The 12171-nt window shown below is 42.9% G+C and carries 13 protein-coding genes, 2 tRNA genes and 1 pseudogene; 9 read left to right on the forward strand and 7 right to left on the reverse strand.

Translation table 11 applies throughout. The annotated features are described in order from the left end of the window. Positions 1-46: 46 nt before the first annotated feature. The 6 genes from BBC0178_RS06225 (at position 47) to BBC0178_RS06250 (ending at position 5290) form a co-directional block, all read left to right on the forward strand. Complete coding sequence (locus tag BBC0178_RS06225) at positions 47-436, forward strand: LysR family transcriptional regulator (protein WP_188317705.1); 390 nt, start codon at positions 47-49, stop codon at positions 434-436. After that, complete coding sequence (locus tag BBC0178_RS06230; protein ID WP_078039565.1) at positions 433-972, forward strand: LysR substrate-binding domain-containing protein; 540 nt, start codon at positions 433-435, stop codon at positions 970-972. The genes BBC0178_RS06225 and BBC0178_RS06230 overlap by 4 nt, the downstream gene beginning before the upstream one ends. 357 nt (positions 973-1329) lie before the next feature. Beyond that, positions 1330-1683, forward strand: a complete 354-nt coding sequence (locus BBC0178_RS06235) for a type 2 periplasmic-binding domain-containing protein (RefSeq protein ID WP_078039566.1) — start codon at positions 1330-1332, stop codon at positions 1681-1683. A gap of 118 nt (positions 1684-1801) precedes the next feature. Next, positions 1802-2575 (forward strand): IclR family transcriptional regulator, encoded by a 774-nt coding sequence (locus BBC0178_RS06240; RefSeq protein ID WP_078039567.1) that lies wholly within the window; start codon positions 1802-1804, stop codon positions 2573-2575. Positions 2576-2590: 15 nt separating this feature from the next. Further along, entirely contained in the window at positions 2591-3523 is a 933-nt protein-coding gene (locus tag BBC0178_RS06245; RefSeq protein ID WP_078039568.1) for a dihydrodipicolinate synthase family protein, read from the forward strand. A gap of 243 nt (positions 3524-3766) precedes the next feature. Then, on the forward strand, positions 3767-5290 hold the full coding sequence (locus BBC0178_RS06250; protein WP_078039569.1) for an aldehyde dehydrogenase (NADP(+)): 1524 nt from the start codon (positions 3767-3769) through the stop codon (positions 5288-5290). Between the two features lie 103 nt (positions 5291-5393). On the opposite strand, the gene hmuQ is transcribed toward BBC0178_RS06250, so the two are convergent. The 4 genes from hmuQ to BBC0178_RS06270 form a co-directional block, all read right to left on the reverse strand. After that, complete coding sequence (gene hmuQ, locus BBC0178_RS06255) at positions 5394-5702, reverse strand: heme-degrading protein HmuQ (RefSeq protein ID WP_077971607.1); 309 nt, start codon at positions 5700-5702, stop codon at positions 5394-5396. Between the two features lie 699 nt (positions 5703-6401). After that, positions 6402-6478 (reverse strand) — tRNA-Arg (locus BBC0178_RS06260). Between the two features lie 27 nt (positions 6479-6505). Continuing rightward, a complete protein-coding gene (locus BBC0178_RS06265; protein ID WP_077971608.1) occupies positions 6506-6811 on the reverse strand; it encodes an ETC complex I subunit in 306 nt (101 codons plus the stop codon). Between the two features lie 87 nt (positions 6812-6898). Continuing rightward, a tRNA-Pro gene (locus BBC0178_RS06270) sits at positions 6899-6975 on the reverse strand. Positions 6976-7133: 158 nt separating this feature from the next. Here BBC0178_RS06270 and BBC0178_RS06275 point away from each other — a divergent pair. Next, positions 7134-7787 (forward strand): hypothetical protein, encoded by a 654-nt coding sequence (locus BBC0178_RS06275; protein WP_149867434.1) that lies wholly within the window; start codon positions 7134-7136, stop codon positions 7785-7787. A gap of 17 nt (positions 7788-7804) precedes the next feature. On the opposite strand, the gene hdaA is transcribed toward BBC0178_RS06275, so the two are convergent. After that, the gene (gene hdaA / locus BBC0178_RS06280) at positions 7805-8500 is read right to left on the reverse strand and encodes a DnaA regulatory inactivator HdaA (protein WP_078039571.1); all 696 of its coding nucleotides are present in this window, start codon (positions 8498-8500) and stop codon (positions 7805-7807) included. Continuing rightward, positions 8497-9722 (reverse strand): annotated as a pseudogene (locus BBC0178_RS06285) (AI-2E family transporter). The gene hdaA and the pseudogene BBC0178_RS06285 overlap by 4 nt, the downstream one beginning before the upstream one ends. 165 nt (positions 9723-9887) lie before the next feature. Here BBC0178_RS06285 and purM point away from each other — a divergent pair. After that, positions 9888-10961, forward strand: a complete 1074-nt coding sequence (gene purM, locus BBC0178_RS06290; RefSeq protein ID WP_078039572.1) for a phosphoribosylformylglycinamidine cyclo-ligase — start codon at positions 9888-9890, stop codon at positions 10959-10961. Continuing rightward, on the forward strand, positions 10958-11569 hold the full coding sequence (purN, locus tag BBC0178_RS06295; RefSeq protein WP_078039573.1) for a phosphoribosylglycinamide formyltransferase: 612 nt from the start codon (positions 10958-10960) through the stop codon (positions 11567-11569). The genes purM and purN overlap by 4 nt, the downstream gene beginning before the upstream one ends. A 293-nt stretch (positions 11570-11862) precedes the next feature. On the opposite strand, the gene BBC0178_RS12010 is transcribed toward purN, so the two are convergent. Then, the gene (locus tag BBC0178_RS12010; RefSeq protein WP_225868288.1) at positions 11863-12108 is read right to left on the reverse strand and encodes a hypothetical protein; all 246 of its coding nucleotides are present in this window, start codon (positions 12106-12108) and stop codon (positions 11863-11865) included. Between the last annotated feature and the right edge of the window lie 63 nt (positions 12109-12171).

The following is a 12171-nucleotide window of genomic DNA, read 5'->3' on the forward strand; positions in this document are numbered from 1 at the left end:
GTCGTATACCGAAATTGGTATGCTAAAAAATGCGGAGGAGTTTGTAATGAATCGAACAATTAATTTGATGCGACGCCTTAAAATGTCACATCTGAGATTACTCGACTCAATAGGCCAAACAAACAACCTGACCCGGACATCCGAAAAAATTGCCATGTCCCAACCTGCTGTATCGCGGCTTCTCCGGGAGATCGAGTTGATCGTTGGTGCACCGCTCTTTGAGCGAATTCCCAAGGGAATGGTTGCCACGGAACTTGGAGAAATTATGATACGAAGGGCTCGACAAGCATTGCTAGAGCTCGGAAAAGCTGAAAGCGAAGTCGAGGAATTGTTGGCAGGATATGGTACGACAATCAAGGTAGGGGCTGTCACCGCACCGGCAATAGATTTAGCAATACGTGCAATTCGTGATTTTCAAAACGAACATGAAAATTGAGGATTGTTTTAGAGATAAGTACAAGCGGACCATTAATTAAAGCACTGCTTGACGGCCAATTTGATTTCATTTTTGCACGGGCACCACACGATTTACAAAATGGCAAGTTGAACGCCCGCCATATCCGTGCAGAACAGGCAATATTTCTTGTTAGAGATAAGCATCCCCTTCTAGGGAACGAGAGATGCTTGTCCGATGCAATCAATTATCCGTGGATAATGGAACCGGAGGGAAGTCTACTTCGTAATCGCGTTGAATCCGAGTTTCGTAATTCTAACCTTCCCTTACCAACGAAAATTTTGAGCACATCGTCTTTGTTGATTAATCTTGCGGCTATCAAACAAAGTGATGCTATCGCAGTTGTTAGCGGGGCGGTATTAAAGGTAGTAGGTGAAAAAAATGGCTTCCAAAGGCTTCAATTGAAGGGGCTGGACCGAGATTTTCTCGTTCCACCGTTTGAATTAATACGCCATAAAGAACGTATTTTATCTCCCTTGGCAGAAAAACTTTATCAAAAAATGAGTGACTTATGTTGAGCAATATCGATTTTTTACTCATATAATAAATTCTTATTTTAGTCATTTAAAATTTGTAAAAATTAGAAAAGACGATTTTATTTCAGAATTAATTAAAAAAATACATATAATAATTTAATATAAATAATTTAAAACAGAAAATAAATTTGTTAATTATTGTTATTACCATTTTGAATAGAATATAATTAATAACGTACTTGTATGAAACGTTTTTTTAAAGCCTGTTCAAAACAATGAATAAATTGCCGAACTGACTTTCGAGCCGTCAGGCTAAGAAACATTGCGTATAATATGTAACAAACACCATACTTTAACGGCAAATCGAAATTGTCATAGACAATATCTGATGGACCAGGCATGGGAGATACGGCCCCATCCAAATCCAATGCATGGTATAATAGTCATGCAATCAATGAAGTTTTCCACAATGAAAGACTGAGTTTTCCCACTCCTATTATTGCAACAACTTCAATGATGATTTTAGCGTCTTTCACAAAACATACGGGCATAATTGCTATTTTACCAATCAATGCCATCGAACGATATGCGGGACGAAAATTCTACCATATTTTGCCGCTCCTGATTGGCCCCCGCCTATCTCCATTCGGCATTGTCTTTCGCAAAGATCGCCTTCGCCCCCCGTCAATAAAAACTTCTTTGGGTCAATTGAAATCAGAGGCCGACACACGTTTGCAACGCACTATTCGTTGATCAGACATGTCATACCTGATTGACAAATAGAAAATGCTGAGGTTAAATTCCGGTATATTGACACTATTCCGATATTTCGGATTTTTTGATAAAAATCACAATCTGAAAGTAATTTATAATGAGAACTGTGCCGGCACTTGATCGGGGATTGCGCATTCTGGAATTCCTGGCCAGTCAACCAAAACCTGTTCGGGTTACAAAGTTGATTGAAGAACTTGGCATTCCGCGAAGTGCTATGTACGAATTGTTGAATACATTGAGCCAACACCGCATGGTTATTCAAAGCAACACAGGTGAGTTCTCACTCGGTCCGACTAATATGATGTTGGGTGGGGCTTATCAAAGCCGGATTGATTTTGATGTAATAGCCGGTGAAATAGCACGTAAACTTGAACAGGAAGTAGATGAAACGGTGCAAGTCGGACGCCTTGATGGACGTTTTGTCTTTTATGTTGCAAAAGCGGAATCTTCTCAACGCGTACGTCTCATTTCCTCCATCGGAGCACGTTTACCGGCTCATTGTACAGCACTCGGAAAAATTCTTCTTGCCTATCTGCCGGAAAATATTTTTGAAACTTTGTTTCGGGATATAGTTCTGGAACAACTTACCAACCGTTCGATTAACGATTTATCTATATTACGCCAACAATTGAATACGGTCCGTAACGAAGATATCGCTTTCGAAACAGGTGAATCAAATATTGATGTCTATTGCATGGCGACCCCGGTGCGCAATTCCGAAGGTAAAGTCATCGCAGCTATCAGTATTTCTCTTCCCCTCAGTCGAGCCGTAGAAAGTCATTTACATCAATTACAAAACGCAATCCGGAAAGCCGGTATGGAGTTCTCCTGCCGTCTAGGATGGGCCGTAGCTCGTCAGGATCACACTTAAAATAAGGATTTAAGCATGAAAGTACCTCGTGATAATGCACGTTATAAGGGAGTTTTCCCTGTAGTTCCGTCTATTTTTGATAAATCCGGTAATCTCGATCTTGACGGACAACATCGATGCCTCGATTTTATGATCGATTGCGGTTGCCATGGACTTTGTATTCTAGCCAATTTTTCCGAGCAATTTCTTCTGTCCGATAATGAAAGAGAAATACTGACTAAAGATATACTTGAATATGTTGCCGGACGGGTACCGGTCATTGTTACGACCACGCATTTCAGTACAAAAATATGTGCAGAGCGCAGCCAACAGGCAGAGCAATTCGGTGCGTCGATGGTCATGATCATGCCCCCCTATCACGGGGCAACATTACGCGTTTCTGGAGAACAGATTTTCGAATTTTATAAAGCTATATCGGACGCCATATCCATTCCGATTATGATACAGGATGCGCCGATGAGCGGAACTTTCCTTTCGGTTCCGCTTCTGGTGCGAATGGCAAAAGAACTTGAAAATATATCCTATTTCAAAATCGAAACGCCACAAGCAGCCAATAAATTGCGTCAGCTAATTGCAGAAGGAGGGAAGTACATTGAAGGCCCCTTTGATGGCGAAGAAGGAATTACTCTTCTTTCCGATCTTAGAGCCGGTGCAAAGGGGGCTATGACGGGTGGCGGCTATGTTGATGGCATAAGACAGGTATTCGATCCCTTTATGGAAGGAAATCTTGAAGAAGCAAAAAACGCTTATATGCGTTGGTTACCGCTTATAAATCTCGAGAACCGCCAAGGAAGTTTCGCAACTGCAAAAATACTGATGAAAGAAGGTGGAATAATCCATCATGATGGATTGCGGGCACCCTTACCTCCAGTCTCTGCAGAAATTCGTTCCGAAATATTGGAAATAGCAAAACAGCTTGATGTTTTAGCACTCCGTTGGGCGCGTTAATCCCATATCGTTTTCTCGCATCACATTAGTTTGTAAAAGCGAAAGGTAACTCATATATTTCGAATTTAAAATATCTATAATATATTACCGGAGGGAGAAGTGATTTTTGGCGACTGTGTCAATCCGGATTGCCGTTACAAAAATCCTGATGGTGAAAGGCACCATAATCCTTCAATCATTATTCCCGAGTACCTCGTTTGGCGTGGTCGGGACATGGCAAAAAACAGATAAGGAGTCGCCACAATGAATATTACCGGTGAATTACTCATCAATGGATCGTCGCATATGGGCAAAGATGGCCATTTTCAGGCTATCGAAGCCGCAACCGGAAAACATTTGCCCGGAACATTCGGTGGTGCAACCGTTGAAGACCTCGCACAAGCCACAGAAGCCGCATGGAAAGCATTTCCCATCTATCGCGAAACAAATCTTGAGAAACGTGCTGCTTTTTTGGAAAAAATTGCCGAGCTTATTGCAGCAACCGGCGACGAATTGATTGCGCGCACAATGGCAGAAACCGGCCTGCCAAAAGCCCGTCTCGAAGGGGAACGTATGCGTACTGTCAATCAATTGAAAATGTTCGCACGGGAAGTACGCTCAGCTCATTTTATTGACCGTCGTGATGATCCGGCGGATTTGAACCGAAAACCCCAACCAAAACCAGGTTTGATATTCCGTAATATCGGAATTGGACCGGTTGCTGTTTTTGGAGCCTCAAATTTTCCTTACGCATTTTCTGTCGCTGGCGGCGATACTGCTGCTGCTCTAGCCGCCGGCTGTCCGGTTATTGTCAAAGCCCACCCTGCCCATCCGGGCACTTCAGAAGTTATCGGACGTTGCGTGCAACAAGCCGTTGCGGCCTGTCATATGCCAGCAGGTACTTTTGCATTACTACAAACAACAGAACCGGAAATTGCGCAAAAACTCGTTGCAGACCCTCATATCCGTGCTGTCGGTTTCACCGGTTCACGTAAAGGCGGCCTTGTTTTTATGGATATCGCTGCAAAACGCAAACAACCAATTCCTGTTTACGCTGAAATGAGCAGCATCAATCCGGTATTGTTGTTGCCAGGAGCGCTGGAAGAACGTGGAAGCGAAATCGGTACTTCTTTTATCAATTCGCTGTGCATGGGAGCAGGCCAGTTTTGTACAAATCCTGGTTTGGTTTTGGCTATTAACGGCAAAGGATATGATGCATTTTTAAATAGCGCCAGAGAGGCTACAAAGGCAGCCGTTCCGCAAACAATGCTTACACCAAACATAGCAAAAGCTTATCGCGACGGTGTAGAACGACTGGAAAACAATGCTAAAGTAACGACAATTGCCCGCGGGAAACCGGGCAGTGAATTTGAGTGCCAAGCCGCACTTTTCGAAGTGTCTGCATCGGACTTCATCAAAGATCATCGTTTGGAAGAGGAAGTTTTCGGTTCGTCCAGTCTCATTGTCAAATGTAATGACAAACATGATCTTATTAAGGTTCTGGAAGCTCTTGAAGGTCAATTGACAATCGCCATTCATCTGACCAACTCCGATAATGCTCTCGCCAATGAGTTGATGCCGCTGCTCGAAATTATGGCCGGACGACTTTTGATCAATGGATTTGGAACCGGTGTCGAAGTATCGCCAGCTATGGTTCATGGCGGCCCGTTCCCGTCAACTTCGGATGGAAGGACAACATCCGTCGGCACAGCCGCAATTTATCGTTTCTTGCGTCCTATTTGCTACCAGGATTTTTCCGAAAATATTCTGCCATCTCTTTTAAAGTGACGAGCATTTTTTCGAGCTGATCTTGTAATTTCGAGAAACACAAGAGAGCCTTTTGTAAAAATATACAAAAGGCTCTTTTTCATGCGACTTTGACAAACATATTTCAGATTACAGATTCAAAACCTTCAAACTTTGGCCCGTGAGCATAAAATCCGCTAGACTCGCCCGCATTTTTATGTGCATCTCTGAACTGTTCGGATTTGGTCCAACGGACAAAATCTTCTTTCGATTTCCAAACCGTATGAGATGCATATAATATAGAATCGTCAGATGTATCCGTATCACAACGTAATAATTGGAATTCCACAAACCCGGGCAACTCGGCCAACCGGGACTGACGATCTTTCCACCTTCTTCTGAAGTCTTCCTCTTTTGTCTTAAAAACGGTGAAACGATTCATCGCAATGTACATCTTGACTGCTCCTTTTAACAAATATGCCCGCTTCTTTATTCAGCATAAAAGATATTGGCAATATTCTTTACCCTTTTTATCATATTTTTAAACCCTAAAAAGCAATCAGGTCTCATATATCCTTCTATAGGTAAAATTGTCCGGAACCTCGTGATGTAAAGCTATTGGTCTGCAAATGAATTTTTATTATTCTTGTCATCACAATAATGAAACGGAAAGAGACGTATTGAAAAAATAATCGCTGACAACCACCGGCTGATTTATCAGGTTGCCATTTTTTCCATTTACCAATTTAAAATTTTAATCGTTTTTAGATAAAATTTAATTTTATCATTTCTCATATAAAATTTTTAATAAAATTCAGAATATTAGTCGTAACACTTCATCCAAAACTTGAACTGTTTTTTGACGATCGGTTATAGCCGGAATTTGGTTTGCAAGCTATCGAAACGATTTTATCATAAATTCACAGCCAATATTCTATGAAGAATTTTTCTTCCCGAAATAGTAATTTTCTGCCGAATTCCGGAAAAATGTCTGGCAATTTTATACATAGCCGAAGATCATAATGCCCGAATTTATCTAAATATGCCGCCCTGAAATCGGATATTTTTGCTAAAAATGAACGTAACAATTTCCACCGAGGGAATACAATTATTCGCACAAAACCGGTCATAATACCGATATTTCATAGGTAAATGGCGATCCCGACAGGATTCGAACCTGTGACCCACGGCTTAGAAGGCCGTTGCTCTATCCAGCTGAGCTACGGGACCAGAAAATATCGGAGAAAACAACCAGCCTCAATGAGTCCAAGGAACCTGACGGTCATTCCTGAAATTATCTGAGTAAGAAACTTTTTTGCGCGTTATTGCATGTGGTTCTTCTACACGATAGGCAATGCCGTTCTTTGTAGCAAAAGCGATGGCTTCTTCCTGCGTTTCAAACGTCAATTTGACCTGACTCTTCATATCAGCCGAAGAAGTATAGCCCATTAACGAGTCAATCATCTTGGCTTCATTCGGTTCATATTGAAGAACCCAAAAACCGGTATTTGCCTTTCCGGATTGCATGGCTGTTTTAGCCGGGCTGAAAATTCGCGCTACCATGATTTTTTCCCTTCGGATCATGCGATCAAAGAATTTATAACCTTTTATGACTATTATGTCGCATCATCTTTTTGTCAAATCAAGCCATGGTCGGAGCGATAGGATTCGAACCTACGACCCCCTGATCCCAAATCAGGTGCGCTACCAGACTGCGCTACGCTCCGACGTATTATTAACGTTTAACGCACTCTCCCTAAATTTTTCTATGTGGAAGTGCAAGCGCAAATCGCATTTTTTTCGTCGTTTATGACAATATTTTTATATTCAATAACTTTTTCAAAATAATTCCATGACAGAATTGATCCCACTGAAAGGATCAATCATGGCAGTGAAGCAAACTAAAGTGAGAAAGCCTCACAGGCGCGCGGCACAAAAAACCAGGTCGCCTTTTATAAGTTATCTGATTCTGGGTGGGCTCGTACTCATGGGTGGAGCCGGCTGGTATCATACAAATTATGAAGTCGAAACAGGTGAGCACATCGAGGATCAAGCGTCGAAATCTCTTGTATCACCATCAAATCGTGTAACGCCATCCAATAAAGCTGGTACGATGGTTGCAGTCACACCCAAATCAGTCGATCCGTATCCAGTGAACGTTCCTGTTCCATCTGCTTCCCAATTGGTAAACCCGAAAACTGCCGTAGTCACGCCAAAAGAGGCAACGCCTCTGGTTCCTTATAAAGCTGATAAAAGCCTGCCTCCCAAAGCGAGATTTGCTGCCAACAACGCCGCCAATGTTATCTTTGCAACAGCTCCCACGCCTATTTTTATGAATGCTGATTCGCATTCGAAAGTGATTGCGACCGTCAAAATTGGTCAAGAAATGCGTTCTTATGATCGTCAAGGATCATGGCATCGCGTCGTTGTGCCATCAACCGACATTATCGGTTGGGCAAATGAAAAAAGCTTGAGTGCAAAAAGTCCAACAATATCAGGCTTGATTGATAACGCTATCACAAGCTCGGTTAAACACTGATACTGGCCTTAGAAAGATCAAGACGCTTTGGATTCGCCGTTAATAATTTCAGCTACAATGGCCTTGGTAACTTTGCTTTTTCTTTGAAGTGCCAAACGATCAATTGCCTCGATTGTTTTTCCTAAAGCGAAGAGCGATCGTTCGCAACGGCTGATCAGATAGTCTATCACCGCCGGATCGACACTTATTTGCCGATCTGCAAAGAGTTTATACGCAACGGAATTCAATAATTGATCATCCGGCTGTTCCAAAACCGCTAACGTCACCGACTTAAGTCTGCTTTTTAAATCCTCGAGCTTCACATCCCAACCTGACGGAACAGTATCGGCTGTTATTAACAGCGTAACGTGCTCGTCAGCCAAGCGGGTTTGCTTGACCGAATTTATAAGATGGAAAAATGCGACTTCGTCAAATGCCGCATTATTGATATCTTCTATGAGAACCGGTCTTCTGCTTCGTATTGCAGTTATTGCTTCGTCCAACTTGCCGGCAGGAATCCGAATTCCATCAGCTATATTTAGCCATACGGTCGAAAAATGGGTTTTGCCCGAACCACCGGGGCCTACAAGCACAGCAATAGGCATTGGCCAGTCCGGCCAGTGCTCGATAAGCTCATAGGCGGCCTTGTTGCTTTCTGTTACGACAAGATCATCTTTGTAGAAATCTGTTGGATGTGAAAGTGAGAGCGGTAATTGCTCCAACCTTTTATTCATTCGTGTTCTCCGACATCCCCGCTTGTTGATGACCCGCTTGGCGAATAGAGCGGGGACTCAAGATAGGTATGAAGTGCAAACCGTACAAGAACCCCGACTGCCGCTGCTGCAGGAACTGCAATCAACATGCCGGTAAAGCCGAATAGCGAACCAAAAGCAAAAAGAGCAAACATGAGCCACACAGGATGGAGACCAACCGACTGCCCGACCAATTTTGGTTGCAAAATATACCCCTCAAGAAATTGGCCTACAAAAAATACCCCCATAACAACGATAATCCGTTCCCAATGTTCTGGATAGAATTGAACCCACGCAACACCCACAGAAAGAACAATCCGGTCATCGAGCCCACATAGGGAATAAAGCTGATCAATCCTACAAATAAACCGATTAATAATCCGAAATTCAAACCCGAAATTGTGAGACCGGCGGCATAATAAACGCCAAGCGCAAGACAAACAGACGTTTGACCACGAATAAACCCTGCGACAGCGCGATCCATCTCATGAAAAATTCCACGCACCGTTTCCAGATGATTACGAGGTATCCACGAATCAATCGTCGTTACCATACGTTCCCAATCAAGCAACATGTAAAAAGCAACAACCGGAGCAACAACAAAAAGGCTTACAAGATTGACAAGAGATTTTCCTGAATCGAGGACCGAATTCAGCACAGATTTGATGAGATCGGAACTTTGGCCGAGTAATGCTTGTATATTCGACTGAATCTCGTTGGCATCACTGCCAATATAACGCTTGATCCATTCAAAACTATGATTGGCAAAAAAAGCCTGAATACGATTTACATAAACCGGCAGCCCGTCCCTGATGAATTGTTGTAACTGTGACGTAATAACCGGAATAAGGATTGTTAATGCGATAACAAGCACAAGCACAATAGCTATTGTTATCAGAACCGTTCCCCACATTCTTGAAATTCCGATTCTTTCAAGCATTTCAACAATCGGGTTGAGAAAATAGGCAAGCACAATTCCTGCAACAAACGGCAAGAGAATCGAACTGAAAACAAACATGAAAATGACAAAGAAAAGAAGCGTAAGAAGCCAAAAAATAGCTTGCCTCTTAACATTCCCGCGGAAAGCAATATTAGCATAGGCCGGGATATAAACAGTCTTTTTATTCCGTTTGAATCGCAAACCTTTTTTGCCTTTTTCCACCAACGGCCCCTCGGAAGAGGTATCAAAATCTCTATCGCTCATAGACGTCCACTGAGTTTGTTGTTTTGAAAGGATATGCAGCTTCCTATAACAACGTCAAGAAACAATCGTTTATATCTTTTTTTTAAAGCTTGATAAAACTTGCGAGCAGCCTTTGAACGTGGCATTGGTCTCATGTGTTCATGATCATGATCGAGGATAAATCCGATGGGCGACACACATCCCCTTAAAAACAATCTGACTTATGCGGACGCCGGAGTTGATATCGACGCCGGTAACCTTATGGTGGAAAAAATCAAACCGATCGTGCGAACGACACAACGCGCCGGTTCCGATACAGAATTGGGTGGGTTCGGCGGATTGTTCGATCTTAAAGCCGCCGGTTTTAAAGACCCTGTTCTTGTAGCCGCAAATGACGGTGTAGGAACCAAATTAAAAATTGCTATCGACACCGGCATTCATGACACTGTCGGGATTGATCTTGTGGCCATGTGTGTCAATGATCTCGTCGTTCAGGGAGCCGAACCGCTTTTTTTCCTTGATTATTATGCAACCGGCAAACTTGACCCCAATCAGGGTGCCGCAGTCGTTTCCGGTATTGCTGAAGGCTGTAGGCAGGCAGGAGCTGCCCTTATAGGTGGTGAAACTGCCGAAATGCCCGGCATGTATCTTAAAGGCGACTATGATTTGGCCGGTTTTGCTGTCGGTGCGGCAGAACGCGGAAAGCTTCTTCCCTCGAAAGATATGAATGAAGGAGATGTGGTCTTGGGGCTATCGTCTTCGGGTCTCCATTCTAACGGTTTTTCGCTTCTACGCCGTATTGTTGAAAAAAGCGGCCTTGATTTTAACGCCCCTGCTCCCTTCGATAAGACGGTTTCACTTGCCGAAGCTTTATTGATACCGACGCGGATTTATGTACGCTCTCTTCTTTCGGTATTGCGCAAAGATCTTGGCATTAAAGCCTTGGCACACATTACCGGTGGTGGCTTTCCGGAAAATATCCCGCGCGTATTGCCAAAAACATTGGCTGTTGAAATCAATCTCGACGCAATAAAAGTTCCGCCGGTGTTCTCGTGGCTTGCAAAACAGGGAAACATTACAGAACTGGAAATGCTGCGGACTTATAATTGTGGTATCGGGATGATTGTTGTCGTCGACAACAAAAAAGCTGACGATGTTTTTTCTGCATTTCAGGCAGAAGGTGAAAAACCGGTTCGTCTCGGACGTATTACGGTGAGAAAAGACAAAGGCGTTGTTTACAAAGGTCACCTCGCGCTATGAAAAAAAGAATAGTTATCCTCATTTCCGGAAGTGGTACCAATATGGTATCTCTTGTCGAAGCAACAAGAAAAGATAATTTTCCGGCCGAAGTTGTCGCCGTTTTAAGTGACAACGACGACTCAAAGGGTATCGAGCGTGCAAGAGCCCTTGGAATTCCGACCGACATCGTGCGCCGTAAAAGTTTTACTGACAAAGATTCATTCGAAACTGCTCTTCTTGACCGGATTGATAGCTTCAAACCCGATATTATTTGTCTCGCCGGTTTTATGAGATTAATCTCGCGACGTATTATTACACCCTATGAAGGTCGGATTTTAAATATCCACCCTGCTCTTCTCCCGCTTTTCAGAGGTCTGAACACGCATCAGCGAGCATTGGATGCCGGCGTAAAAATAAGCGGTTGCACCGTACATCTTGTAACAGAAGGCATGGATGAAGGTTCTATATTAGGTCAGGCTGCCGTACCCGTTTTGGACGACGACACCGCGGAAACTTTAGCTGCACGAGTTCTTAAAGTTGAACACAAGCTTTATCCGGCAACTTTACGGGCATTTATTGAGAGTGATTATAAAAACACCAATGCCGGGCAACAAATTATTTCATTCTGATCAATCGGAATATTAAAATCCTCAAGCATTCGAAGGCTTCTTTTGAACGATATAGCTGCAACCGTTTGTCTCGAAATAGTTTAATTAAAAATTTTGTTTCGATTCACACAAATAAACTTGAGTCCATAACTAAAATTATCTCTATTCTGATTGAATAGGTTGATGAACCGCATTGGCAATTTTATTAAAACAAAATTATCGTTCTATTCAAAAAACGTTGCTTCAAATGTGATTCCGTCTCCGAACAAACCTTGGTGCGACACCATTTTCCTCTTCACGACTTATCAACCAATTCACCACATAATAGCTTTGAAACCTCTTACAGGATCGAGCTGTCGTGTTGCGTACAAAAACCATTTTTTGATAAGTTGTAGTGTCGTTATCAGCGGTTGTATGTCGGATTCACTGCAATATTTCCAATCGCCATCAAGAACTTCAAACGAGACAACATCGAGCATCCGACCTGCAAGCCCCTCGGCACGATCAACAACAAAGATTACGAGGATTGGCGGAACGCCTATAATGCATATAACAAACAAGCTACTGCCTATTGGGATCAAATCAGCGCGAAAAGAAAACTGCGCAATGAAAAGCGCGCACGT

Source organism: Ditibartonella apihabitans (genome assembly GCF_002007485.1).
GTDB lineage: Bacteria > Pseudomonadota > Alphaproteobacteria > Rhizobiales > Rhizobiaceae > Bartonella > Bartonella apihabitans.